This is a genomic window from Arthrobacter sp. CAN_A1 (assembly GCF_015751665.1).
In the GTDB taxonomy this organism is placed as follows: domain Bacteria; phylum Actinomycetota; class Actinomycetes; order Actinomycetales; family Micrococcaceae; genus Arthrobacter_D.
Genome location: NZ_JADOUR010000001.1, coordinates 96,130 through 121,692, shown reverse-complemented (window position 1 = coordinate 121,692; position 25,563 = coordinate 96,130). Strand labels below are relative to the sequence as shown.

22 protein-coding genes, 1 tRNA gene and 1 other RNA gene are annotated in these 25,563 nt (G+C 64.1%); 10 read left to right on the top strand and 14 right to left on the bottom strand.

Going from position 1 to position 25,563, the window contains the following annotated elements; all coding sequences use genetic code 11:
* Positions 1-17: 17 nt before the first annotated feature.
* Positions 18-113, bottom strand: an RNA gene (gene ffs, locus IWX62_RS00565) — signal recognition particle sRNA small type.
* Positions 114-304: 191 nt separating this feature from the next.
* On the opposite strand from ffs, the gene IWX62_RS00560 reads away from it, so the two are divergent.
* Positions 305-389: transfer RNA gene (locus IWX62_RS00560), tRNA-Ser, on the top strand.
* Between the two features lie 155 nt (positions 390-544).
* On the opposite strand, the gene IWX62_RS00555 is transcribed toward IWX62_RS00560, so the two are convergent.
* Positions 545-1,474, bottom strand: coding sequence for an oxygenase MpaB family protein (locus tag IWX62_RS00555; protein ID WP_196839424.1), 930 nt, complete (start codon positions 1,472-1,474; stop codon positions 545-547).
* Positions 1,475-1,549: 75 nt separating this feature from the next.
* Here IWX62_RS00555 and IWX62_RS00550 point away from each other — a divergent pair, with 75 nt between their 5' ends.
* The gene (locus IWX62_RS00550) at positions 1,550-2,050 is read left to right on the top strand and encodes a glutathione peroxidase (protein ID WP_196839423.1); all 501 of its coding nucleotides are present in this window, start codon (positions 1,550-1,552) and stop codon (positions 2,048-2,050) included.
* Here IWX62_RS00550 and IWX62_RS00545 read toward each other — a convergent pair.
* Positions 2,047-2,937: a hypothetical protein gene (locus tag IWX62_RS00545; protein WP_196839422.1), complete on the bottom strand. Its 891-nt coding sequence runs from the start codon at positions 2,935-2,937 to the stop codon at positions 2,047-2,049. The two genes, IWX62_RS00550 and IWX62_RS00545, sit on opposite strands and share 4 nt — an antisense overlap.
* 117 nt (positions 2,938-3,054) lie before the next feature.
* Between IWX62_RS00545 and IWX62_RS00540 the strand changes: the two genes are divergently transcribed.
* Positions 3,055-3,720, top strand: a complete 666-nt coding sequence (locus IWX62_RS00540) for a hypothetical protein (RefSeq protein ID WP_333483124.1) — start codon at positions 3,055-3,057, stop codon at positions 3,718-3,720.
* Positions 3,713-5,155 (top strand): multicopper oxidase domain-containing protein, encoded by a 1,443-nt coding sequence (locus IWX62_RS00535; RefSeq protein WP_196839421.1) that lies wholly within the window; start codon positions 3,713-3,715, stop codon positions 5,153-5,155. Before IWX62_RS00540 ends, IWX62_RS00535 begins: the two co-directional genes overlap by 8 nt.
* On the opposite strand, the gene IWX62_RS00530 is transcribed toward IWX62_RS00535, so the two are convergent.
* Positions 5,136-5,462, bottom strand: coding sequence for a hypothetical protein (locus IWX62_RS00530; protein WP_196839420.1), 327 nt, complete (start codon positions 5,460-5,462; stop codon positions 5,136-5,138). The two genes, IWX62_RS00535 and IWX62_RS00530, sit on opposite strands and share 20 nt — an antisense overlap.
* 70 nt (positions 5,463-5,532) lie before the next feature.
* Here IWX62_RS00530 and IWX62_RS00525 point away from each other — a divergent pair, with 70 nt between their 5' ends.
* The 3 genes from IWX62_RS00525 to IWX62_RS00515 all read left to right on the top strand — a co-directional run bounded on the left by IWX62_RS00525 (position 5,533) and on the right by IWX62_RS00515 (position 7,693).
* Positions 5,533-6,609 carry a multicopper oxidase domain-containing protein gene (locus IWX62_RS00525; protein ID WP_333483123.1) on the top strand — a complete coding sequence of 359 codons (1,077 nt, stop codon included), beginning with the start codon at positions 5,533-5,535 and terminating at the stop codon, positions 6,607-6,609.
* An 87-nt stretch (positions 6,610-6,696) separates the two neighbouring features.
* Entirely contained in the window at positions 6,697-6,996 is a 300-nt protein-coding gene (locus IWX62_RS00520; protein ID WP_196839419.1) for a type II toxin-antitoxin system VapB family antitoxin, read from the top strand.
* Positions 6,989-7,693, top strand: coding sequence for a LytR C-terminal domain-containing protein (locus IWX62_RS00515; RefSeq protein WP_196839418.1), 705 nt, complete (start codon positions 6,989-6,991; stop codon positions 7,691-7,693). Before IWX62_RS00520 ends, IWX62_RS00515 begins: the two co-directional genes overlap by 8 nt.
* Here IWX62_RS00515 and IWX62_RS00510 read toward each other — a convergent pair.
* From IWX62_RS00510 to aceA, 3 genes are all read right to left on the bottom strand, one after another.
* Positions 7,690-8,403, bottom strand: a complete 714-nt coding sequence (locus IWX62_RS00510; protein WP_196839416.1) for a DsbA family oxidoreductase — start codon at positions 8,401-8,403, stop codon at positions 7,690-7,692. The genes IWX62_RS00515 and IWX62_RS00510 overlap by 4 nt on opposite strands.
* A 91-nt stretch (positions 8,404-8,494) precedes the next feature.
* Positions 8,495-10,114, bottom strand: a complete 1,620-nt coding sequence (gene aceB / locus IWX62_RS00505; RefSeq protein ID WP_196839414.1) for a malate synthase A — start codon at positions 10,112-10,114, stop codon at positions 8,495-8,497.
* A 111-nt stretch (positions 10,115-10,225) separates the two neighbouring features.
* Complete coding sequence (aceA, locus tag IWX62_RS00500) at positions 10,226-11,566, bottom strand: isocitrate lyase (protein WP_333483122.1); 1,341 nt, start codon at positions 11,564-11,566, stop codon at positions 10,226-10,228.
* Between the two features lie 179 nt (positions 11,567-11,745).
* On the opposite strand from aceA, the gene IWX62_RS00495 reads away from it, so the two are divergent.
* On the top strand, positions 11,746-13,251 hold the full coding sequence (locus IWX62_RS00495) for a helix-turn-helix domain-containing protein (RefSeq protein WP_196839412.1): 1,506 nt from the start codon (positions 11,746-11,748) through the stop codon (positions 13,249-13,251).
* A gap of 39 nt (positions 13,252-13,290) precedes the next feature.
* Positions 13,291-13,767: a ribonuclease E activity regulator RraA gene (gene rraA, locus IWX62_RS00490; protein ID WP_196839411.1), complete on the top strand. Its 477-nt coding sequence runs from the start codon at positions 13,291-13,293 to the stop codon at positions 13,765-13,767.
* 78 nt (positions 13,768-13,845) lie between these two features.
* On the opposite strand, the gene IWX62_RS00485 is transcribed toward rraA, so the two are convergent.
* The 4 genes from IWX62_RS00485 to thiD all read right to left on the bottom strand — a co-directional run bounded on the left by IWX62_RS00485 (position 13,846) and on the right by thiD (position 21,365).
* Complete coding sequence (locus tag IWX62_RS00485; protein ID WP_196839409.1) at positions 13,846-17,781, bottom strand: S8 family serine peptidase; 3,936 nt, start codon at positions 17,779-17,781, stop codon at positions 13,846-13,848.
* 300 nt (positions 17,782-18,081) lie between these two features.
* Positions 18,082-19,071 (bottom strand): glycosyltransferase family 2 protein, encoded by a 990-nt coding sequence (locus IWX62_RS00480; RefSeq protein ID WP_196839407.1) that lies wholly within the window; start codon positions 19,069-19,071, stop codon positions 18,082-18,084.
* Between the two features lie 9 nt (positions 19,072-19,080).
* Entirely contained in the window at positions 19,081-20,544 is a 1,464-nt protein-coding gene (locus IWX62_RS00475; RefSeq protein WP_196839406.1) for a polysaccharide pyruvyl transferase family protein, read from the bottom strand.
* Positions 20,541-21,365, bottom strand: coding sequence for a bifunctional hydroxymethylpyrimidine kinase/phosphomethylpyrimidine kinase (gene thiD / locus IWX62_RS00470; protein WP_196839404.1), 825 nt, complete (start codon positions 21,363-21,365; stop codon positions 20,541-20,543). Before thiD ends, IWX62_RS00475 begins: the two co-directional genes overlap by 4 nt.
* A gap of 146 nt (positions 21,366-21,511) precedes the next feature.
* Between thiD and IWX62_RS00465 the strand changes: the two genes are divergently transcribed.
* On the top strand, positions 21,512-22,225 hold the full coding sequence (locus IWX62_RS00465) for a queuosine precursor transporter (RefSeq protein WP_196839402.1): 714 nt from the start codon (positions 21,512-21,514) through the stop codon (positions 22,223-22,225).
* Between the two features lie 59 nt (positions 22,226-22,284).
* Here IWX62_RS00465 and IWX62_RS00460 read toward each other — a convergent pair whose 3' ends face one another.
* The 3 genes from IWX62_RS00460 to IWX62_RS00450 form a co-directional block, all read right to left on the bottom strand.
* Entirely contained in the window at positions 22,285-23,241 is a 957-nt protein-coding gene (locus IWX62_RS00460; protein ID WP_196839400.1) for a type IV toxin-antitoxin system AbiEi family antitoxin domain-containing protein, read from the bottom strand.
* A gap of 226 nt (positions 23,242-23,467) precedes the next feature.
* Entirely contained in the window at positions 23,468-24,721 is a 1,254-nt protein-coding gene (gene tgt, locus IWX62_RS00455) for a tRNA guanosine(34) transglycosylase Tgt (protein ID WP_196839398.1), read from the bottom strand.
* A gap of 20 nt (positions 24,722-24,741) precedes the next feature.
* Positions 24,742-25,548: an SRPBCC domain-containing protein gene (locus IWX62_RS00450; protein WP_196839396.1), complete on the bottom strand. Its 807-nt coding sequence runs from the start codon at positions 25,546-25,548 to the stop codon at positions 24,742-24,744.
* Positions 25,549-25,563 lie beyond the last annotated feature (15 nt).

Sequence of the window (25,563 nt, the reverse complement as noted above, 5' to 3'; positions counted from 1 at the left end):
CCTGAAGCGTCAGGGAATGAGAAGACCCCCCATGCACCTGTCAGAGCCCGCTTACCCTTGCTACCTTCCGGTCCTGGGGGAGTTCACAGGGTGACACCACATGAGGGGCCGGAAAAGAGTCTACAGGAATCCGGCGGTCAGCTTCGAACCGGGTCGTCGGCCGGTCAGAGGGCTCAAATGTAGGCCGGGGATCGGTCGGTGGCGCGTCGGGCAACCGTTGCTCACGGCGGTGTGTGGCGGGTTCCCCCGGCGGCGATTCGTTAGATCGTTCTCCGTTGGGTAGTCTGGTATCTGCTCCAAACTAGGAGGATTCGCCTAGCGGCCTATGGCGCACGCCTGGAACGCGTGTTGGGTTAACGCCCTCGGGGGTTCAAATCCCCCATCCTCCGCACTACGAAAAGCACTCTCAGCTTCGGCTGGGGGTGCTTTTCCTTTGTGTCAGACCGGCACAGATGCCCATCCTCCGGCCAGCTTTACTGCGCATGAGCGTTCATGCGCAGTAAAAGCCCGGTCTCAGCGAGCATCCGTGCAGCGTGCCCGGATGCTACGTCCCCGGCCCTGGCGGATTCGCGTCGGTGCCGCGCAGCCGTGCGAGCCGGCGGAGCGCCGCTGCCTCGCTGGGCCCTTCCGGCCCAAGACCCAGCCGGACAATGAACATGACCAGCCGGGTAGCTGTCCGCACCGGCAAGGGGATAGGCCCCAGCGACGGTACGCGCAGCCCGAGCAGTTCCCGGTGCCGAGGCTCAAGTGTTGCCACTGCCCCGGCGAACAGTACCTGGTACCCCAACCGCTGTGACGCCGGAAGAGGAGGACGTTTGATGTACCGGAGGGCTTCGGTGACCTGCGGGCTGCACACCAGCTCGCCGTCGAACGTTGCCAGTTGGGCGGCGAGCTCCGCCGCGGATTCCGGCGGGTCGGTGACCCCCATGAGCCGTCCTGCCTGGGCCCATTCGCTGACATAGTTGTCGGCCCCGCCGGGGATTTTTGGCCCGTACGCGAGATGTGAGGCGAGGAACGCGTCGGTGAAGGCCAGATGCACCCAGCGCAGTAAATCGGGGGATGCCGCCGAGTAGGGCTGGGTCGCCCCCTGGCTGTCCGTGTACGTCCCCGAGACCCGCTGGTGCAGTCGTTGCACCCAGGCAGAGCCGCCCTTGGCCGCCTCGGCTGACCCATAGGTGACGGTGAAGATCCACTGGATGGTGCCCGCCAGGCGCCCGAGGGGGTCTTCGCGGTAGCGCGAGAAGTCGTGGACGCCCGCCATCGCGCCCGGGTGCAGGGCCTGCAGGAGGAGCGCGCGGATCCCGCCGACCAGGGGGGTCATGGACCCGTGAACCGCCCAGGCCGCTGACGACGGCGGGAAGTATCCGACGTCGTCGCCCTCGTCGAGCTTCTCCGCCCAGGACGGAGGGACCTCCGAGTTGCCGGTGAAGGTTTTGCGGAGCTGTGTTCGCCAGGTGCTGATCAGTGAGGCCACACCCTCATTATTGCTCAGGCCCATCCACGGGCTGCTACCGTACGAATGCTAAGCAGTCGACTACCGGGAGTAACCATGTCACCAACGAATCTGCATTCCATTCCTTTGACCATGAATGACGGCACTGAGAAGTCGTTCGGCGACTTCAAGGGCAAGACGGTGATGGTGGTGAATGTCGCGTCGAAGTGCGGTTACACCCCGCAGTACGGGGGACTGGAGAACCTGTACCAGAAGTATCGCGACCAGGGATTTGTGGTGGTCGGAGTGCCCTGCAACCAGTTCATGAGCCAGGAGCCAGGCACCGACGAGGATATTCAGTCGTTTTGCTCCACCACCTATGACGTCACGTTCCCCCTGACCAAGAAGGCCGATGTGCGCGGCAAGAACCAGCACCCGCTGTACTCGGAGCTGACCAAGTTCAAGAACGGGATCCTGCCCGGCCTGGTGAAGTGGAACTTCGAGAAGTTTCTGGTCAACGATCAGGGCTCGGTAGTGGCGCGCTTCGCCCCGACCGTCGAACCTGAATCGGACGAGGTTGTCGCTGCCATCGAGGACGCCCTCGGCACAGCAGCCTAACGAGTGGACGGCTCGTGGCTGGGGTCCTGCAGGGACCGCACGCAGCCAGCAAGGAAGGCGGCGCCGGCGTCGTCGTTGGTCAGATGGTCCTCGGTGAGCACTGGATACGGGGTGGTGGGCACGCCGTCCGCCGGCCGGACATCGACGTGGGCGACGTCGTAGCCCTGCGCGTGCAGGTAATCGGCCATCGCGTAGTCGGTGCGTGAATCCCCGACAGTCCGCCAGCGGGACGGAATGGAGCCGAGCAGGGCCAGGGCCCGCTCGGCACCCAGGTCCTTGCCCAGGCGGACCGACTCGATGTCGGTGGAGATGATGGTCGGGTCGATCCTGAAGTCAATGTTGTCGTCACTGTCCGGAGCATGGTGCGCTAACCGGCATACTCCCATCCCGAAGGAACTCATCAGGGCCAGCGCGTCGGCGTCGAACCCTGCCTGCTCCGCCAGGTAATCGGTGTTATCCACGTCGATGTGCTGCTCCACGGAGACCATCGCGTACTTCGTTTCATCGAAAAACATGTGGGCCGAATATTTCTCCGCCACCAGGTCGCGAATCCCCGCCCCGAACTCTTCCGGCAGCGCGAGCGACTGATCGACGTGCAGTTCCCCGGCCCCTGAGCGGTCAAAGCTGAACCAGACCCCACCCTTCTCGCAGATGGCGTGGAACACCACACCCTCCGGAATCCCTGCCCTGAGCATCGGGTCCATGACCTCACTGCGGATAAACGCATTGGACCGCCCGGTGTTGAAGATGACCGGCCACCCCGCAGCAGCAAGCGTCAGGAGGTCGTCAATGATTTCCTTCCGCACGGTGCGCGACACGGGGCTCGCGATCGGCCCATCGACGTCGAGCAGAAGTCCGGTGCGCAGGTCTGTAGCTGTATCAGGCATAGGTCAATTCTCCATGTTTTCGGTCAATCCCTAGGTTTCTACAAGGTGTCGAAGTCATCATTTTTGGACGACAGGCCACACCCATCCAGATCCACACCGAATGAGCGGACAGGGCCGATGACCACACTATTGGGGGACGTTGAGCAGCCTACCGTCGACGCCAGCTCAGCGGTTGACGCAACCATCGCATCCGACGACCGAACCGGCCTGACGCGCCGGGTCTTCGGCGTCCTGATCGGTGTTACGGTGGCGGGCACAGCTGCGGCCGGCGGCCTGCTGGTGGCCGGCGCTTCTGCCGGCCCGCCGGGGGTGAAGACCTCCTTTGGGAGCGTACGGCTGACCGAGGCCGAACGGCAGCTGCGGTTCCTGCCGGCGACCGGTCCAAGCGGCGTCGGCGCCCAAAAACTGACCGGCACCGCCCACGGCGGCCACAACGCGGTTGGCGCAACGGTTCAACCAGCCAACAGCACCTGGGGGGAGCACCTGGCCCTCCGGCTGGAACTCCGCAACGACTCCGACCAGCCCGTGCTCTTCGCGCCGGGCCAGCTGCGGCTGCAGATCGGGGCGGACGGACCTACGGTGACGAACCGGGACGCGGAAGCGGTCACCGGCCCGCTCCCGGCCGAGTCGACGATGTCCCTGTGGATCAGCTTCCTGGTGCCCTCCGGTGAGACGAGACTTTCCGCCGGGTTCACCGAACCGGGAGGTGGGGGGCCCCCAGTGGCCCTGGAACTGCCCCCGGTGCTCAACCGGCCCGGTTCGCTGGCGGTGGATCATGACTGACATCCTGGGAACCGCTGAAACAGGCAACGAGAACGCGGCGGAACCCGCCGGTCGTGTGGCTACAGGTCAGCTGGGCCGCTGGGACTTCCTCCGGTACGGGGCGGCCGCAGGCGTGGGGGCGGTTGCCCTGCTTCACGCGCAACCTGCCAAAGCGGCACAGGCCGCCAGGGTGGCGACGGTGCAGCCCCTCGCCGTCAGCCCGCTGCCAGGGGTTCTTGACCTGTACATCAACGAGGGCTACCTCAAAATGGTCGACAAATCGCTCGTGTACCACCGCGGATTCGGGGACCGCCCGACTGATGTCGATGACTTCCGGCCCAGCCTCGCTATCGCACCGAAGGTGTTCACTGCGGACGGGCAACTAGTGGAGAGCCGGACCTACCCCCTGGGCGCCCCGCTGCCACCGCACGGAACACCCCAGCCTTTCGGGCCGGACCCTGCCAACCCCGGGCAGTACTTCATCCGGAGAAACTATTGGGCGAGCTACTATCCGCAGCGGACCATCATCGCGGAAGTGGGCAGCAGGATACGGATCCGGGTTCACAATCGGCTGTCCAAGCCGCACCAGTTCACGCTGCACGAAGCCGGCCCAGGGCGCACTGATGTCGGAACGGGAGCAATTGAGCCCGGCGGAAGCGCAATGCTGGAGCTCGTCACCCCGGCCCCCGGGACGTATATCTACGCGGACCCGACCAACGCCCCGGTTGAGCGGGTGCTGGGCCTGTTTGGGGTGCTGCTGGTGATCGATCCGGAGCATCGGTGGGCCATCGGGGAAGATCGTGCGTCCTTCGAACGCCAATGGTTGTGGATCTGCCACGATGTCGATCCGGTCTGGGCCGGGATCGAAGCGTCGGGGGGAACCGTGGATCCCCGCCGAACGAAAGCCGTGCCGCGGTACTTCCTTCTCAACGGTCGCAGCGGCTTCGAATCCCTGGGAATCACCACCGATGACGCGCTGAATCTGGCCACGGAGGAAGAGACGCTGATCTCGGGCTACCCTCGGCAGTTGGACGTCCGGCAATTCGGCGAAGGCACTGAGCTGGGGACGCTGCGCGGCGGGCAGCTGGTCCGCATGGTCAACCCCGGCATTGTGTTCCACCAGATGCACTTCCACGGCAACCACCTGTGGACTGTGGGACGCAACAACTACAACTGGCCGCGCAGCGACGGCTTTGTGGATCCCGAGGGGCACGTGGTGGTCCAACAGTGGGAGGACGTGGTCGAACTGGAACCCATGGACCGCAAGGACTGCATCATCCCGATCAAACGGCCGCCCGACGCCGTCAACCAGGTGTGGGCAGCGCGGACCACTGACTGGGAATACCCCATGCACTGCCACGCCGAGCCGTCGCAGACGGCTGCCGGCGGGCTTTACCCCGGTGGTTTGGTGGCCCACTGGACCCTGAAAGCACCGATCACAGGAGGGGCATTGTGAGCAACGTCAAGGTACCCGCAGGCACGGAGGGCCGGTTCGCCTGGTTGAGGCGCACCGAGCCAAAACCAACCGCAAAACCCAGTGCCAAGCCGACGCCGACCAAGTCGTCTACGCCGAAGCCGACGTCGAGTGCCAAGGTCACACCGACGAAGCCGCCGAGCACCAAGCCCACACCGACGAAGTCGCCGACGCCGAAGCCGACGTCGAGCACCAAACCCACACCGACGAAGTCGCCGACGCCGACATCTACGGCTACTTCGACATCAAGTGCGACGGCGACAACTCCGGTTCCGACCCAATCGCCCACACCCTCGCCCACCGCCACCCCGCCCGTTCCTAAGGACGACGACGTCGCGCGCCACCGCTTCCGCAGCCAGGTGGACTTCAGCTCGGAACAGCTGGACCTGGAGAACCCTGTTACTGAGTTCCGGCAGACGCCGCAGCGATCTGTGGTGTTGGAATTCTTCTCCCGGGACCTGGTGTTTGATGACGGGGCGGAGTTTGAGGTTTGGAGCTTCGAATCGGAGGATTCCGGGCGGAGCCTTCCCGGACCGACGCTGCGCCCCACGGAGGGCGAAATTTTCCATGCGACGTTCACCCCGGCCAAGGGGGCGCACACCATTCATTGGCACGGGATGGAGCCCGACCCCCGCAACGACGGCGTCGGGCACACCTCCTTTGAAATCGGGGGCACCTACACCTACCAGTGGCAGGCCGAGCCGGGTAGGCCCGGTGATCCCAACTATGGGGCGGCGGGCACCTACTTCTACCACTGCCACGTCAACACTGTCCTGCATGCTCAGATGGGCATGTTTGGCGCACTGGTGGTTGACCCCGTGGTACATCCCAGCTACCCGGTGACCCCTGGCGCCCGCAGGCCCTTCGTCGATGGGCCTGAGTACGACATCGCGACCGAGTGCATTCTCATCCCCTACTCAGTTGACCCCCGCTGGCACGAGATGAACCACGCCGCCGGGCTGTCCGGCGAGGATGCTGGCCTGAACAGGTTCGAACCCGAGCACTTCTACCTGCTGGGAGGGAATCTGGCCAACAGGGGCAACACCGATGACCGGGTCTGGAGCCTGTCCTCCATTCCCGCCAACGTGGTGCCGGGCGCCCGCAAGCCCACCCTCTTGCGCATCGTCAACGCCAACTATCTGCCTAACCGGATGTACTTCACCGATCAGGCAGGGAACCCGGCGAGGATCGCCGAGCTGATCGCCCACGATGGGCGACCCTTTAGGGACACCTCGGTGCCGGGGGTGCCGTCCCCCACCTGCGCGGCGGCAGGCTATCCGCTACTCACCAGCGTGCTGGCTTTCGGGGCAGCCGAACGGTACGACGTGATGCTGCTGCCCCCCACTCCCGGCCGATATCAATTGCGGGTGGAATGGGAAGACTGGATTACCGGCGAAATACTAGCGACGCGAACCATCCCGATTATCGCGAGTTGACGGGCCGGATCGTAACCTTTAGGCCACTAAACACCGTGAGGTGCGGCTGATGTTCCATTGACCGGTGTTGTTCTCTAGTCTGTATTGGTGATCTTCAAAGCCGTAAGCGCCGGACGTCCGTACCCTGACCATGGTCATGTGACCCCCAAGGACTGGGCCGGCGTCGCACCCCGTCAGGTACGACTTGACGAACTCGTGACCACCAAGACCACCCTCGACCTTGAGGCGTTGCTCGCCGAGGACTCAACTTTTTTCGGCGACCTGTTCCCCCACGTGGTCCAGTGGAACGAGACCCTTTATCTGGAAGACGGGCTCCACCGCGCCGTCAGGACCGCCCTGCACCAACGGGCCATTCTGCACGCGCGCGTGCTGGTGATCGATGACTGACCACCCCCCGCACCGGCACGAAACCAAAAAGTCCAAGAAGAATCCGATCGAGTGGCACGGCCACCGGATTGTCACTGAGAACGACCTGGACTATGTCTTCGCTGACACCGGAGACGTTGAGCGGCCCCATATCTACATGCGGCGGCTCAGGCATGGCGTGGTCCTCGTGATTCTGGTGGCGTTGCTGGCGGCGGCAGTGTTCGTGGCGATCGGCATCAACCGCGGGGATATTCGGATTGCCGCCCTCGAACCGGACGTAGCACCAACCGACACCTGCCCCGCAGGACCCTTCGAGGTGCAATCGCCTTCAGCCGTCACAGTCAATCTCTACAACAGCACCACCATTGACGGGTTGGCGGGGGACGTCGGGGAGAGCCTGCAGGCTCGGGCCTTTGTCGTGGGCGAGGTGGGCAACCGGACGGTAAACCGGGTCGGCATGACCGCTATCATCGTGTCGGGGCCCGCCGGATACGCAAACGCCTTCACCGTGCAACGCCAGATTCCCGGCACCACGTTCGTCGAGGACGAGCGAACGGACGCAACGGTCGACGTCGTCGTCGGCTCAGGGTTCGAGACCCTCATCGCCGAGGAAGCCCTGGATACGACGCCGGCCGGGCTGGTCTGCGCCGACCCGACAGCGTCTGGGGAACCCGAGTCGACATCGGGCGCCCCGGAATCTACCCCAGCGGCACCCTAGTGGCAGCCGTCCGGGCCGCACGCTTCGCCGTCGGACCCGGTCGCTGAAGCCGCAGGACTGACGAGGGTAAGCGGGTTCGCTTGCTTCCACGCAGTGTCCAACGCCTCGGCAAACAGTTCCGCGGGCTGGGCCCCTGAGATGCCGTATTTACGGTCGATGACGAAGAACGGGACCCCGCTGATGCCGAGGGCGCGTGCTTCAGCAATGTCCTGCCGGACGTCGTCAGCGAATCGGTCGGTGCTGAGAGTCTCCCGCACGTCCTGCTCAGCGAGGCCGAAGCCAGCGCCCAGGCGCACCAGGAACTCGGTGTCGGAGGTGTCTTTGCCCTGCTCGAAGTGGGCGGACAGGATGGCCTCCTTGGCGGCGTCGCCGAGGCCCTGGGACTTGGCCAGGTGCAGGAACCGGTGGGCGGTGAAACTGTTGCCCACCACCACGTCCTCGAAACGGAAGTCCAGACCCTCGCCCGCGGCCGAGGCGGAGAGACTGTCCCACATCTGGCGGACCTGGTCCTCAGGGATGCCTTTACGCTCGGCAAGGTATTGCTGCTCGGTGCCGTCGTAATGGTCTGGGAGATCCGGATCGAGCTGGAAACTCTTCCAGGTCACCGTCACCTGGTCCCGGTGGGCAAACCCTGACAGGGCCTTCTCGAACCGGCGCTTGCCAACGAAACACCACGGGCACTTGACGTCTGACCAAATTTCAATCTGCATACTTCGCACAACGCGGTGGTGGCTTCGGGGTATTCCCGCAGCAAAGCGGCGCGCCCGCATCCAACCGGGATGCGGGCGCGCCGGGCTGGGACTAGACGGCTGCCAGCTCCCGGCTCTCGTGCAGGTAGCGGGCGTAGGCCGGAACGGTGAGGAAGGTGGGGAACTCCTCGCCGAGGGCCACCTCCTCGAAGATCGCGCGCGCGTCGTCGAACCGGTCGCCAGCGAAGCGTTCCAGCCCCTCGAACTCCTCCTCAAGGAGTTCGGCGACCCAGGTGTGCGTGATCTTTTCGCCGTCGTCGGTCACCGCCCCCGAGTAGATCCACTGCCAAATCTGGGACCGGGAAATCTCGGCGGTGGCCGCGTCCTCCATGAGCGAGTTGATCGCCGCGGCACCATTGCCACGCAGCCACGACTCGATGTACCTCACCCCCACCTCCAGATTGCCGCGGATACCACCTTCGGTGATGACCCCGGGCGTGCCAGCGATGTTCAGCAGCGCCTTGTCATCGGGGACGACGTCGTCGCGCAGCCTGGTGAGCTGGTTCGGTTCGGCGCCGAGGACCGAGTCGAACACCGCCATGGCCACCGGCACCAGGTCCGGGTGGGCCACCCAGGAGCCGTCGAAGCCGTCGTTGGCTTCGCGGGTCTTGTCGGCCCTCACCTTCTCCAGGGCGACGGCGTTGGCCGCCTCATCGCGTCGGTTGGGGATGTTGGCCGCCATCCCACCGATCGCGTGGGCGCCCCGGCGGTGGCAGATTCGGACCAACTGTTCTGTGTAGGACCGCATGAACGGGGCGGTCATCGTCACCATGGACCGGTCGGGGAGGACGAAGCGTGGTCCGCGGGTCCTGAAGTTCTTGATCACCGAGAAGATGTAGTCCCAGCGGCCCGCGTTCAGGCCCGCGGCGTGTTCGCGCAGCTCATAGAGGATCTCCTCCATTTCGAAGGCCGCGGTAATCGTCTCGATCAGGACCGTAGCGCGGATGGTGCCCTGGGGGAGGCCAAGGAGCTGCTGGGCCTGGACGAAAATGTCATTCCACAACCGCGCTTCGAGGTGGTTTTCGATCTTCGGCAGGTAGAAGTAGGGGCCCCGGCCCTGCTCAATCAGGGTGCGGGCGTTATGGAAGATATATAGCCCGAAGTCCACCAACCCGCCGGCGATCGGAGTGTTGTTGATCAGGAGGTGCTTTTCCGGCAGGTGCCAGCCGCGGGGCCGGACCACGATGGTGGGCCGGTCCGCACCCAGGCGGTACTCCTTGCCCTCCGGCGAGGTGAAGTCGATCCGATCCGTCAGGGCGTCGCGCAGGTTGAGCTGCCCGTTGATGACGTTCGACCAGCTCGGGGTGGAGGAATCCTCCATGTCAGCGAGCCACACCCTGGCGCCCGAGTTGAGGGCGTTGATGGTCATCTTCCGGTCCACCGGCCCGGTGATCTCCACCCGACGGTCCTCCAGCCCGGGAGCGACTGGGGCAACCCGCCAGCCGGCGTTGTCCCTGATGTGTTTGGTTTCTGGAAGGAAACGCGGGTCGGTGCCGTTGGAGATCCTGGCGCGGGACTGCTGCCGCAGCTGCAGGAGTTCCTGCCGGCGGCTCGCTGTCGACTGGTGCAGTTTCCGGAGAAACTCGAGGGCTTCCGGGGTAAGGATTTCGTCCTGACGGCGCACGGCCGGCGCCGTCAGGGTAACGCCGTTGAGAGTGATCAGGTTGTTCATGAGGTGCCTCCTGGGAAGAGTGGGTCCCTCACCCCGGGATCCCCCACCCACCCGCCCCCGGGTTGGTGGGGGATCGGGCAGGATGGTGGGATCGGGGATTGGGGGTGGGGGTTAGTGGAACTGTTGCGCCTCGGTCGAGCCGGCCAGAGCGAGGGTGCTGCCCGTGGGGTTGAGGGCCGTGGCAACCTGGTCGAAGTAGCCGGTACCCACCTCGCGCTGGTGCTTGGTGGCGGTGTAGCCGCGGGATTCAGCAGCGAACTCACGCTCCTGCAGTTCGACGTAGGCGCTCATGCCGTCGCGGGCATAGCTTTCAGCGAGGTCGAACATCGAGTAGTTGAGGGCGTGGAAGCCGGCCAGAGTGATGAACTGGAAGGTGAAGCCCATGGCGCCGAGTTCGCGCTGGAACTTGGCGATGGTTGCGTCGTCGAGGTGCTTCTTCCAGTTGAACGACGGCGAGCAGTTGTACGCAAGCATCTGGTCCGGGTGCTCGGACTTGATCCCTTCAGCGAACTTCCGTGCCAAGTCGAGGTCGGGTGTCCCGGTCTCCATCCACAGCAGATCCGCATAGGGCGCGTACGCGCGGCCCCGGGCGATGCAGGCTTCGAGGCCGTTGCGCACCGTGTAGAAGCCTTCAGGGGTGCGCTCGCCGGTGATGAACGGCTGGTCCCTTTCATCGACGTCCGAGGTGATCAGCGTTGCCGCCTCAGCATCGGTACGCGCCACCACCACTGAGGGGGTGCCGGCGACGTCGGCGGCGAGCCGGGCGGCGTTGAGGGTGCGGACGTGCTGTTGGGTCGGGATGAGCACTTTGCCACCAAGGTGCCCGCACTTTTTCTCGGACGCGAGCTGATCCTCCCAGTGAACACCAGCGGCGCCGGCCTGGATCATCGACTTCATCAGCTCGTAGGCGTTGAGTGGGCCGCCGAAGCCCGCCTCGGCGTCGGCAATGATGGGCACCAGGTAGTCCTCGACCGTCTGGACGCCCTCAGCGAAGTCGATCTGGTCGGCGCGGAGCAGCGCGTTGTTGATGCGCCGCACCACGGTGGGCACTGAGTTAGCGGGGTACAGGGACTGGTCCGGATACGTGTGCCCGGAGTTGTTGGCATCAGCGGCGACCTGCCAGCCGGACAGGTAGATGGCCTTCAGGCCCGCCTTGACCTGTTGTACCGCCTGGTTGCCGGTAAGGGCGCCCAGCGAGTGGGTGTACTCGCCGGTACTGGCCTGCGCGGTCAGCTGTGTCCAGAGCTTCTCAGCGCCGCGCTTCGCCAGGGTGTGCTCCTCCTGGACCCGGCCGCGGAGACGGACGACGTCGGCCGCCGAGTAATCACGTGCAACGTTCTCCCAGCGGGGATTGGCTGACCATTCAAGTTCCAGCTCCCGCTCCGCCGATCCTTCGCTGCCCTGGCCAGTGGATGCTGTGTGGGCGGGTGGGGTGGTCTGGTCCTGTGTCATTGCATTCTCCTTTGAATTCCCTGAGCCGTTCATGCGACGGGGCCGTCTATTGGATTGAGTCGTTGATTCACCGTCAAAAGGTTTCGTCGGCTTCGTAAAATCAACCTTTCTCCCCTTTCAACCCCCTGCCTAGATGAAAGTGCTGGCAAGAAACGCACTTCTTCGCGTAACCTCAACAAATGACTAACATGCCGATCACACCAGCCACCTGGAACCGGCCGGAGTCAGGTGGGGCTGCAGTGGGCGCCGGTGCGCCAGGGGATCTCGACGCGATCAGCCTGGGCCGACGGATCCGCCACCTCCGGAAAGCGCAAGGGATGACGCTCGACGATCTGGGCGTCGTCGTCGGCACCGTTGCGTCGCAGCTGTCGCTGATCGAGAACGGCAAACGGGAGCCAAAGCTGGGGATGCTGCAGGGGCTTGCCGCTGCCCTTGGCGTCGGCATCGACCAGCTGCTGGGTGCTGAGCCGCCCACCAGAAGGGCTGCTCTGGAGATCGAGCTGGAGCGGGCGCAGCGCGGCCCGCTATATGGGTCGCTGGGCCTGCCGAAGGTGCGCATCTCATCGCGCCTGCCGATGGAGGTCCTCGAATCTTTGGTGGGGCTCCAGGGCGAGCTGGAGCGGCGGCTCAACGAACAGGTTGCCACCCCCGAGGAAGCCCGCCGGGCCAACGCCGAGCTGCGGGGGGAGATGCGCCGCCAGAACAACTACTTTCCCACCCTTGAGGCTGAAGCGCAGAAAGTCCTGGACTCGGTGGGTCACACCGCCGGACCCATGTCGCAGCACCTGATCGCCGACATTGCAGCGCACCTCGGGTTCACCCTTCACCATGTGGGTGACCTGCCGCACTCGACGCGCTCGGTCACCGATCTGAAGAACCGCAGGATCTACCTCACCCAATCCCAGCGAACCGATCATGATCCGCGTTCGGTGCTGCTCCAGGCGCTCGGGCATTACGTGCTTGACCACCAGACGCCTGAAAACTATCGGGAGTTCCTCAGGCAGCGGGTGGCCACCAACTACTTTGCCGCAGCACTGCTGCTGCCGGAAAAGCCGGCTGTGGAATTCCTGCAGCGGTCCAAGGCCGCCAAGGAGATCGCCGTCGAGGACATCCGCGACGCGTTCGCCGTGTCCTATGAGACAGCGGCGCACCGGTTCACCAACCTGGCCACCGAGCACCTGGGCATCCCCACCCACTTTCAGAAGACCCACGAGAGCGGGATCATCTACAAGGCCTATGAGAACGACGGCGTCACGTTCCCCCAGGATCACACCGGGGCCATCGAGGGCCAGCCCTCCTGTAAACGGTGGACCTCGCGGGTCGTGTTTGAGGTGGCCGACAAGTTCCGTGCGTACAACCAGTACACGGACACTCCCAGCGGCACGTATTGGTGCACGGCCAGGACCGAACGGTCGGCAAACGGCGAGTTCTCGCTGAGCATCGGGGTCCCCTACGCACACGTGAAGTGGTTCAGGGGCAGGGACACCACTATGCGGGAGAAATCCTTCTGCCCGGATGAAGCGTGCTGCCGGCGACCGCCGTCGTCGTTGGCTGACAACTGGGCCGGTCACGCATGGCCCAGCGCCCGGGCCCATTCACATCTCCTGGCCGCGATGCCTCCCGGCGCGTTCCCCGGGGTGGACGAGACTGAGGTATACAGCTTCCTGGAGGCTCACTCCGGCTGACCTCTGACCACATGCCAACATCAATCAGGAGAGAAAAACATGGACTTTGCTACCGCAGACCTTTACGACGAACTCGGGGAGTCCGTCCAGTCAGTGCCCCTCCAGTTCCAGGACCTCGGAGGGAACACGGCATTCAGCGGCCCGGTCCGAACGGTGAAGTGTTACCACGACAACGTGGTGCTCAGGTCGGTTCTTTCGACGCCCGGAGCGGGCGCCGTCCTGGTGGTCGACGGCGGTGGGTCACTGGAGCGGGCGCTGATGGGCGACATGATTGCTGAGATCGCTGTGCAGAACGGCTGGGCCGGCGTCATTATCAACGGAGCGGTTCGCGACCGCGCGGTGCTCGCTGGCCTACCGATCGGCATCAAAGCGCTGGGAAGCAATCCCCGCAAGAGCACCAAGGAGGGTGCGGGTGATGTGGACGTGCCTGTCGCTGTTGGCGGAGTCATCTTCACGCCGGGCGATACCGTGTACGCCGACGACGATGGAATCCTTGTGAAGGGACCGGCGGAATAACGACGCGGGCAAAAAAGTGGTGGCCGCCCGTTCCCGGGTGGCCACCACTTATTGGTGTCTAGCTGCTGCTAACCGTGGTTACGGGTTGCAGCCGCCGTTGTCCTCGGTGTACCCATCGAGACGTTCGATGAATGCAGCCATGGCGTCACGGGCTACGGGCTGAAGGCGCTTGAACTCGCCGTCGCTGAAGCCGGTGGTGATGCCATTCTCAGCCATCCACGAGATTTCCCGGTGGAACTGATCGTTCACTGGGACATCAGGGAATGGTGCAACCTGCGGTGCTGTGTAGTCCGCTGCGTCGCCGATGTTGCAGTAGAGCCCGGCGAACCGGTTCATGAACGCAGCCATCGCGTCGCGGTTGACGGGAGCCAGACGGCGGAAGGTTACTGTGCCGTTTGCCTCTTCATAGCCTTCAGCCAGTCCAACCGACTCCATCCAGGCGATCTCCGTATAGAAGAGGTCGGTGGTGGGAACGTCGGTGAACGGTGAAGTGGTTGGATCGGCGAACGCTGGCTCGCCGGCCAGGCGGTAAAGGAACGCCGCCATGGCATCGCGGTTGATCGAGGCGAGAGGGCGGTAGGTTCCATCCTCATAACCAGTGGTCAGGCCCTGATCAGCCAACCAGTTGATTGCTTCCTCATGTTCGTTACCCGCAACATCCGGGAAGCGAAGCTGATCGACCTGGAGGTCGATGATCTCGTCCTTCAGGCCCGTTGCGTTGTGGTGGTGCAGGAACAACCCGCGGGCGTCGGTGACGCCTTCCTGACGGTTGACGCCGAGCAAAGCTCCGTCAGCCGACACGTAGGAGGCGGCTTCAGGATCAGCGCCCTCGAACCACAGTTCCGGCTCGGTGAGGTTGAAGTCGATCCAGTCGGTGGTGTCCACCGGACCGTTCTCGCCGTTCTCGTCCACGTTGAAGGAGCTGTAGGTTGCCACGCGATATTTGATGGGTGCCGATGCTTCCAGATCGAGGCCAAGAGCTTCAGCCGGGATGGGGAAGGTGATGACGTTGGTGTCGAAGGTGTTGGTGTCAACATCCCCGAGGACGCCGTTTGCAGGGACAAAAGCCAATGGAACAGGGTTGCCGTTCGCGTCCACCGGACCAAGCGAACCGTCAGCGTTGAGCTCGTAGACCTCGAAGAGGATCAGGTCCAGGTCAGCTGCGCGTCCGGTGAAACCGACGTGGTCGGTTGTACCGTCGTTGTCCGTGTCGAACTCGACCTCGACGCTGTTGTTACCGCCGAGCTGGCCCCAGTTCTGCCAGGTGCTGATACCCAGGTTGAACGTGCCGTCAGCGGGGTCGCCACCGGCCGCAACCACTGCTGGAACCGTTGACGCTGCGCCGACTGAACGCAGGTCATAGGAGTACAGGGACTCCAGCGGACGCTCTTCGGCCCGAGGGCTTTCAGCACCGAGGACGAGTGGGGAAACGACTGACGCGTAGAGCGAATCTTCTTCGCCCTGCAGCAAGCCGCGGCCCTGCATAGCGATCACGGTCTCAAGGGTTGAGGCGTTCTCGAACATGATCTTCGCGCCAGCAGAGATTTCAGACGTCGGCTTCGGCGCCGAGTAGACGGGAACGCGGAGTTCCTGGCCCTCTGCACCCAGCAGCTGAACCCGGCCGGATACATCGGCGAGGTACTGGCGAGGAAGACCGAGCTGGGTTGCCTCAGCAGCAGGATCGATTGTCTTCGCGAGTGCCGCAGGATCAGCGACGCTCATGGTGACATCAAGGGTGACAGTTCCGTTGGCGGGTACATCGACCGCCTCGGGGGACACTGTGATCTCAACACCAGGCATGGTGGATGCCTCGAGGTAGCTGGTCGTGTAGTTCAGGACGGTGTCCGACTTGTTCTCCACTGTGACCTGCTTGGTCATGTCAATGGCCTCGGTGCCAAGTTCCAGCACACCGAAGTTAACCGAGGTCAGTGATGGATCCTCGGTGGCGTAAGCCAGTACGCCGGTGTCGAGTGCCTGGATCGCGTCAACGCGGCCCGAGCCAACCCTGTTGGGTGCGTAAGCAACCCCATCGGCGGTCAGCAGATCCTCTGTGGCCGTGTTCATGATCATTGACTTGATCTCGTACGGGTTGAAGTCGGTTGCGCCAACCAAAAGCGCTGCGATGCCTGCTGTGTGAGGGGCGGCCATCGATGTGCCGCTTTTCGATGACGCTCCGGTGCCTGTGCCGACCTGGACTGAACCGATGGAGACGCCTGGCGCTGACACGTCGGGCTTGACTACCCCATTGGAGCCGTGAACCCCGCGGGAAGAGAAGGATGCGAGCGTGTCGAGAGCGCCAGAGGCGGCGCTCGAAACTGCCTGGTATCCCGCAGCAAGGCGGATTTCCAGGGTGCCAGCCTCTGCTGCTGGTTCCAGCTGCTCGGAGAATGCGGCGGTCAGTTGAATGCCGGGAATTCCCTCAGGGCTGATGGGATTCACCGCTGACGGGTTGCCAGCAATTCCGCCGTCAAAGACAGCATCGGTCGAGTCGAGGACCACACCAGCTCCACCCGCTGCTTCGACGTTATCGAAGCGTTTGGCTGACCCACAGGGAAGTGGCTTGTCGCCGTCTTCCCACTGCAGCCAAACCCACTCACCGTTGAAGGTCCCTGGTGCGAAGGCCTGGCAACCGAAAGCGTTCGCGGGATCAGCCTTCACAACGGTACCCGTCAGCTGCTCCTCGGTGGCGGCGGCATAGTCGAAGCTTTGACTGTACTGGCCGAGAGCCTCATCTGATCCGCCGCTAGGCGCGAGCACGTCTGCGCGGTCCAGGGTGACCTGGGAGCCGACGCTCGCAGCGACGGTCAGCGCCGACTTGGCGCTGCCGGGGGAACCGCCGATGTCGTAAACGTCCCCGTCATTTCCTGAGGAAACAACTGAGAGGACGCCGAGGGTGGTGAGTTCATTGACGATGTCGTTTTCAGGGTCGTCATACGCTGGGAAGGAGGAACCCAGCGACATATTGACTACCTGTGCGCGGTCGCTGAAGTCGCCGTCGTCGTTGGGGTCGAGCACGTAGTCGAGCGCCTGGCCGACCACTGAGCTGGAACCTTCGCAACCGAAGACGCGGATGGCAACCAGCTGGGCCTCGGGAGCTGAACCCGGGCCGATCCGCATGGCGTTGACCGCGTCAGCGTCGAGGGCGGCATAGTCGCCGTCGAAGGTGGTGCCATCGTCGTTGACGCCGTAGCCTGCGGCGGTGCCGGAGACGTGCGACCCGTGGCTCTGGCAGTCGAGGGGGTTAAGGTCCGGAGCGGGGGTGTCGTTGTCCGGGTCGTCAGCGTTGTAGTCGTCGCCGACGAGGTCGAAGCCGCCCACGTACTTGGCGGCGTCGAACAGAGCGGGATCAGGTTCCAGGTCGGCCTGAGCCTGCTCGAACGCTTCGATGGTACCCGGGCCGCCGAAACCGGCGTGGGTGTAATCGAGTCCGGTATCCAGGACGGCGATGGTGACTCCCTCGCCGGTCTGATCGCGGGCCGTCCAGGCATCCAGAGCGCGGGTGTCGATGTCCGCGCCCTTGTTGGTAACGGTCTTCGGCACAATACCGGTGATCTTCACGACGTCGGGGCGGACAGCAAGAGCCCGGATGGCTGCGGCGTCACCCTGAATGGCAACACCGGGGAGCGTGTTTGAAGTGGTGTAGAGCTGCGTGGCGGACGCCTCTGCGGCCACTGAATCCGCCTGGTCCTGGATGCCCGACCTGATATTGAGAACATCACCGGTCCGGTCCAAGGGGGCTGTCAGGCCGCTGAGGACCTCTGCGGGCTGGGTTTGTTCGAAGGCGCCTTTGCCTGAGAACTGGATGTAGGCAGCAGTTGAACCCTTCTTGTCTTTCAGGTCCGCGCTGACTTTGAGATCGGGGACTGCCTGGAGCTCGATTCCCTCGGCAGTGGGCTCACCAGACGACGGTGATTCCAATGCCGAAGCAGGCGCCCACATGCTGGAAGCCAGAACAAGGCCGGTTAGCGATGCCAACACAGCCTTCCCCGTATTCCGGTGGTATGACTTGCTCATACTTCTCCTTAGTGAGACTCAGACATGGCCACCTACAGAGACCTTTGGTTAGCTCCCCGCAAGTACTGCTGACACGGCCATGACAGATGTGAGTGACATTCCTGGAGTGAACAAGTTGCGTCAGCAGTAGTTGATCAGTGGTTGCCGGCAGAACCGACCCCCTCCACCGGTACCACTTTTCTGTGTAGTGGGTCACAAGTCAACGGGTACCACATAAAAAACTTAGTTAAGTTAGGCAATTTCCTGATAATTACCTGAGAACGGTCGCGCAATGTGAAATCGGTGACATTCTGCTGGCCTTTAGCGCCGAGTCAGGCGGTCCTTCAACCGGCGGTACCTGCGCCGCGCCAGCGACACCAGGCTCGCGTCGTTGATTGCTTCCTCGAGCATCTGCACCCGCTCGCCCAGGCGCGTGTTGGTGTCGAGGATCTGCCGTAGGAGGTCCTCCGAGTAGGTCTGCCGGTCGTGCAGCAGGTCGAATTCACGCTGCTGGTAGGACGTCTGATAGAGGAGGGAGCCGAGGCCGTACTGGTTCGCGTACTCCTTCAGGTGGTGCTCGCGTACCTTCCGGTCCAGCAGTTTGTGGCCGGAGTCGTCAATGATCACGCTGTTGCCCAGATCGCCGGTCGCCTCCCGTCGCTGGTTCCAGAACGCGAGGGGTTCCGCGCCAAGGAATCCCAGGGTGTGGTGGCGCAGGAGACGGAGCTGAAATTCCCAGTCACCCACCACGGAAAGGGATTCGTCGTAGTACCCAATCTGGTCGTGAAGCGCACGGCGGTACAGCACCGAGATGGGAACGCAGCGGTTGTGCCGCAGCGTGTCGAAGAGGGTTACTGACTGCATTTCGGGCTGGAAGATTTCCCGGCCGATCTCCTCGATGGTCCCGTTCAGGATCCGCTCGAAAACGATCTCGGTGCGCACCGCTACCCCGGCGTCGTCGTGCTGGGCCAGGTGGGCGAGCGTCCGTTCAAGGAAGGCGGGGTGCCATTCGTCGTCGTCGTCGTGGATGGCAACGAACTCCGAGTCCGACGCGCGGATACCGGCGTTGGAGGCAGCCTCCATCCCCAGCGCAGCGTCGTGGTGGATCACCTGGACCCGGGCGCCGAGTTGCGGGCGGTAGCGGTCCACCACCGGATCCACTTCGGCGCGGTCGCCGCCGTCATTGACGACGACGAGAGTCCAGTCGGACACGGTCTGGCGGAGCACATCCCTGAGGGCGCGGTCCAACAGCAGGGAGCGGTTCCGGGACCGCATGATGATGGCGACTGAGGCGGGGAATGCGGCGGTCATGGGGAGTCCTTAGGCGGCTTTGTGCGGGCGCAGCCGCGATCGGAGTGAGGCGAGGGCGCGGACCAAGCGGAAACTGGACGAGTTGAACCAGCCGTCGAGTTCCGCGCGTGCTGCTGCGGCGTCCCCCTCGAGGTGTTCACGGGTCTTATGCAGGTGGGCGAGCTCCGCTGACATGGGCAGGAACACCACACGCGCCGCGGCGGCGGCGGCCGCCCAGGCGCCCTCGGGTACCAGCTCCCGATGTGAGCGTGGGGCCGGGAGACCGGCGGCTTGTCCCTGGAGGGTCCGCACGACCGTGTCCCACCAGATGGCCGAGTCAGCCAATTTCTGCGGTCGTAGGGCTTGCACCTGGTCGACAATGTCGTTCCGGCGGTCCCAGACCTCGTGGATGGCCAGACGAAGGGTGCCGTCGAGCAGGGACGGCAGGGGCAGGGCGAAGTGGGCCAGTCCCCAGTTGGCGAGGGCTCCCCGCAGGCGCACATCGCTGTACTCGTCGAGGGAGAGGGCGACCGTTGGAACGGCACCGTCGAGCGCGAATATCACCGGGTGGTATCGCGACGTGACCACCATGGCGGCTTGCGACGTCAGAACCGCGGTGTCGCGGGCTGACACGATCTGCCGGGCCTCAACGGGGGAGGTCATGGCTGCAGCGATCTCGGCATGCATGGTCTCATCGACGCCACCCTCACCCTCCACCGCCATATGGGGGAGGAGTACCACGGGCAGGCCGGTGAGTTCAGCCGCGTCATCGAGCGCCTTCGCGACCGACCCAACAAAGACGTCGCGGGGACAGGCGCCCGAGCCCCCAGCAAAGGTGCCCACCAGGTACGCACCGGCAGGCAACTCCTCGGCCGGCTTGTTCTCACCCAGCGCGGCGCTGGTGGCTAGGAACGAGGCGTCGTCGAGGCCGGGCACTACAGTGGTTTTCGTCAGTTCACGGGCGAGCATGAGCGTGTTGGCTTCCCGCGCTCCGACCAGTCTGGCGTGAGTGAGCATCCGTGCGGCGATGTCGCGGTCCGCTTCGTACAAGAGCGGACCGACGGTTTGGCCAGCGATGACCACCGGCTTGCCGAGATGCCGGGCGATCTCGACGACAGCCGCGCGCTCATACAACAGCCAGCCGTACACCGAGTTCATGTTTCCGCCGCCGGCGATGAGCACGGCGTCGCACCCGGAGATGGTCTCGATCAGCTGATGGATCTGGTCATCCGCGGCCAGCCCATGGGGCTCGCCGGCCAGGAGGGAAAGAACGTCCTTGAGGTACTGCTGGTACTCGGCGTAAGGCCAAGGGAATTCAATGGTCGGGGCCGCTTCGACCCCGAACCGGCTGGCAGTGTCGGTGACATTGCGGCTGAGCAGGATGACATTAGTGAGCCCCCGCGCAGCCAGTTCGTCGACGGCCGCGTGGGTCATCGCGTCATCCCCGACGTGGTAAACCCGCTGTCCGATATCGCCCAGAATCGCTACCTTCATGCTGGGATACCGGCGGCGCCGCCCTGCCAGACGGCGTCGAACGGTGCCTTCGACGACATCCGGTTGCGAATCCCCTTGGTCACGAACGCCTTTGCTGTTCGGGCGGCTTCCAGGGGCGAGGCGCCCTTGGATAGTTCGGCGGCGATGGCCGCGGCGAGCGTGCACCCCGCACCGCTGACCGCCACATCACCGACCTTCGGAGCGGACAGCAGTTCAAGGGTGGTGCCATCGAAGTAGACGTCGACGGCGTTCTCGCCTTCCAGCCGGACACCACCCTTCGCGACGACGACGGCCCCGCTGATCTCGTGGATCCGCTTGGCGGCTTCCTGCAGATCCTCGATGCTGTTGATGGTCATGCCGGATAGCGATTCGGCTTCGAAGTGGTTGGGCGTGACCACGGTGGCCAGGGGAAGGATGCTGGCCTTCAGCGCCTGGTCGGTGTCGAGTGCTGCGCCCGGCTCCTGCCCCTTGCAGATCAATACCGGGTCCAACACGATGTTCCGCCACTGCTGGCTCTTGAGCGCTGCCGCAACCGTGCTGATGGTTGCGGGGGTTCCGAGCATGCCAATTTTGACGGTCTCCAGCGGATAACACGTCTGGGCGGCCTCCAACTGATCGGCGATCACCTGCGGGTCAACTGGCACAAAACGGTGGTTCCAGTTGTCCTTCGGATCAAAAGACACGATGCAGGTCAGGGCAGCGATGCCGAAGACACCCAGCTCCTGGAAGGTCCTGAGGTCCGCCTGGGCGCCAGCGCCGCCTGTAGCTTCGGATCCGGCGATGGTCAGGGTTACTGCTGGGGCTGAATGAGTAAGGGACATTTGTACAGTCTGCCCATTTTCGTCCGGGGCGGCCAGTTCAGGGCGTCCTCTCCTGGCGTGGGAGAATTAAACTGTCCGGGGGTAGCCGGGCATCAGTGCTAATACAGTGGGCCGAAAAGTGTCCGCGAACCACTTCGATGAATGAGATGACGTTGACTCAGCTGCAGGAAAAAACCCGCGCCAAATTTGCCTCCTCCGGGAGTACCTACTTCGCCGTCATGTTGGCGACGCTCGCCGTCGTCGTGCTGCTGTCGAACATCGGGGCATCCAAGGGTGTCCTGATCGGGCCGGTTGTCGGCGATTTCAGCATCATCACCGACGGCGGCTTCTTCCTCTTCCCCCTTGCCTACATCCTGGGCGATGTGATCAGCGAGGTCTACGGCTTCAAGGCCGCCCGGCTGGCCATCATCGTCACGTTCCTGCTGTCCGCGTTCGCCTCCCTCTGCTATCTGATCATCATCGCCCTCCCCGGGTTCGACGACGATTTCGGCACCTCCAAGCAGGTCGCCCTGGAGGGGGCACTCGGACCGGTCCCGTTGATTGTGCTCGCTTCCCTGCTGGCGTTCGCTGTAGGGCAGACCCTCAACGCCTGGGTGCTGGTCCGGATGAAAGCCCGGCTCGGCGAGCGCGGCCTCGTGGGCCGACTGCTCGGGTCAACGGTGGTCGGCGAGTTCGCTGACACCCTGATCTTCTGCGCCATCGCGGCATCCGTGATAGGCATCACCACCTTCAGCGGGTTCCTGAACTACCTGCTCTTCGGCTTCCTCTACAAGACCCTCATCGAAGTGCTGTTTGTCCCGGTCACTGCACTGGTCATCAAGACGATCAAGAGGCGCGAACCGAGTTACGCAGCGTCCTGATGGTGCCGGGAAAGTGCCGGAGCCGCAGACGAGTGGTGGGGCTGCCACTCGTTTGCGGGTCAGGCACTTTCCCGGTGGAGCAGGGACGCCCGGCGTAGAGCAATGGTGAGACGTGCCCTTAGCTCGGCTTCCCTGAACAGATCCGCCCATTCAAGCCGGACGAACTGCCAGCCGTCTTCCATGAGCGCCTTCTCCCTCCGGCGCTCCTGATAGAGCACCTCTTCAGTGGGAGCGTAGGCAAAGTACTTGATTTTGCCGTCAAACTCGAGGGCCAGCAGCAGCTCACGCCACGCAAAGTCCAGCCGGTGATTGCCATGCCTGGTCCTGACGGCGACCTGCTCTTCAGGCATCGGCAGCCGCAGGCGTCTGATCACGTGCCGGGCCAGGGTTTCGCCGGGCGACTCGGCCAGGGCGCTGGCGTGATCGAGGACCATTCTCGCGTTGGCGATGCCCTTGTGGCCGGTGAAGTGGAGGCATATGTCCTGCATCAGTGGTCGGTTCGCGCCCAGATACAGCGCATTGTCCGCGATGATGAGTGACTGCCGGTAGGGGAGGATCCGTGCGCAGTCCACCACGGTGCGTTCCAGCGAGGTGACCTGCAGGCCTTTCCGGAAGGACACGGACTCGGGTGCTAACGGTGAGTAATGGGGTCGAACGTCTGGACCGTGTCCGTGCGGTGAGGTGGGAAAACTTTGAGTGATGTGGATCGAGTCATCAACGTTCCACAGGTGCAACCCATGGATGCGGGCAGCCGACGTGTGGCTATACACCAGCTCGGACTGAGTGGACCGCAGCAGGGAGTGGTGGTGTGCGTAGATGCGTTGCAGTGCCCGCGTTGTAGATGACTGTTGTTCCCAGAGTTGGCCCGAAAGATAGCATCCGCGACGCAGCCGGACCAGGTCTCCCGTCTGGACGAGCCGGGCGACCTGCCGCTCGCTGACATTCCGGTCGGCGAGTTCCGCGGTGGTCCAGGGACTCGTTGAAAGCTTTAGCCAGGACGGGCACTGGGTATTCATGCAGTCAGCATGCGCCGGTCCATGCTCGGTGGGGTCGGCCGGAGCCGATATGTGGACAACTCCGCTCCACCGGCGCCTGTGGAGGAGAAGTCGAGGGCAGCAACGGCCCGGTGAGGTCGATTCGACGCGGCCGGGCTGGTCCCGTCCCACCCCAGAAAAGTGGCACACGTGCAGGTTCGCTGTTGCGCCACCACTAACCTGCGGGGCGGCCACTTTCCTTCGAGGGCTAGGGCCTGGCGGGGTAGTAGCGGCCCAGCACCTCGGCCTTGAAGTCGAAGAAGGTGCCGTCGCCGATCGCGTCGCGGGCGTCGTCGACCAGTTTCACGATGAAGCGCTCGTTGTGGATCGAGATGAGCGTGGCCGAAACCATTTCCTTCGCCTTGTACAGGTGATGGATGTAGGCGCGGGTGTAGTTGGTGCAGGTGTAGCAGTCGCAGCCATCCACCAGGGGAGTGAAGTCCTTCCTGAACCGGGCATTCGAGAGGTTCCACCGCCCGTCCGGAGTGTAGAACGCTGAATTGCGGGCCACCCGGGTAGGGGAAACACAGTCAAAGGTGTCGGCGCCGTTCTCGATGCCGGTGAACAGGTCATCCGGCTCCGAGATCCCCAGGAGGTGCCGCGGTTTGTTTTCGGGCAGTTCATTAGCGCACCAACCCAGGATGGTTCCAAGGTTTTCTTTCTCCAGGGCGCCGCCAATCCCGAATCCGTCGAAGTTCATGTTGCCGAGGTCCCGGGAGGCTTTCCGCCGCAGGTCCTCATACTGGGCCCCCTGGATGACACCGAACAGCGCCTGGTACGGCTTACCCACCCGCTCCCCCGTCAGCCGATCGTGTTCGGCGAGGCAGCGTTCGGCCCAAAGCCGGGTGCGCTCCAGTGACTCTTCCTGGTAGCCGCGGGAGTTCATCAGGGTGGTGAGCTCGTCGAACGCGAACATGATATCGGCGCCGAGCTGATGCTGTACCTGCATTGAAATTTCGGGGGTGAACCGGTGCCGGTCCCCGTTCAGGTGGGACTTGAACCAGACGCCGTCGTCGTCAATGTGGGCGAGCCGTTCCTTGCCGGCGGCCACCCGGTGGTCGGAACCCCCGCCCTCAGCGTCGGCGACGGTCATGGTGATGACTTTCTTGAACCCGGAGCCCAGGCTCATCACCTGGAAACCACCCGAATCCGTGAAGGTGGGTCCGTCCCAGTTCATGAAACGGCCCAGACCGCCTGCCTCGTCGAGAATCTCCGGCCCGGGCTGCAGGTACAGGTGGTACGCGTTGGCGAGGAGCGCCTGGGTGCCGAGCTCCTTCATGGATTCGGGGAGCACCGCCTTCACCGATGCCTTGGTCCCGACGGCGATGAACGCGGGCGTGCGGATCTCACCGTGCGGGGTGGTGATGGTGCCGGTGCGCCCATGCAACGGCCCGCCCGCGGGGTCGCTCAGCCGCTGATCGACGGTGAACGAGAAGGACGATTGCTGAGTATCAGTTGGCACCAACCTATTTTGCCAGCAAATTAGGAGGACAGTTTGCCCGCGCGGTTGAGGTCCGAAGTGACCAGCGGGTCGGCGTCGGGGTAGGAATCGCGGCGCACAGCCTCCCAGCTGTCCCAGACGCCGTGCAAGGCCCTGGCCCCCAACCCATAGGTGGATGCAATGACCAGGGCGGACGGCTTGTCACGCACCCCCTCCACCACTGGCTGCTCGGCCAGGATCAGCAGCCCATCACCGTGCTCGGCGTACTGCGCCACGGTCAGCCCGAGCTGCCGTGCGGTCCGGAACCACACCCGGCACGTCAGCTCCCCACCGTCCGGCATCGTCAGCGTGTAGGGGTCGCCAGGCTCACCCACCGACCCGGCGCCCACCCGGTCCACGATGGAGAGCCCATCGGCGGGTGTGCCGGCGAAGAACGCCGTGTGACGGTTGGTGTTGGGGTGGCGCTCCAGCGCGAACCGCAACTGGTGGAGGAAGGAAATCCACCCCTCGGTGATGTCCGCGTCCCAGTCCGCCAGATCGGACCCCGGCTCCGGGGTCCCCCGCCGGACGGTGACGACAGTCCCGTCCGGGCCGGGCTCCACGAGGAACGTGTCCCCGTCCTCAAGGGTCAGCGACAGGTGGTCGGGGGCTTCGGCGACGCCGGGTGCGAAGAAGATCAGCCGAATCTCCTCCGCCAGGCCGTCGTAGTCCCACCCATGCCACTGGGAGACCTTCGCCGGTTCACGGAGCATCACCCAGACCTGACGGGCGTCAGCGTTGATGTGGACGCTGAGCGGGTTCCTAACCTCAGCTGCGGCCGTGCCGGTGGTGCCAGGCGAGTGATTCATGGCCACACTCTACTC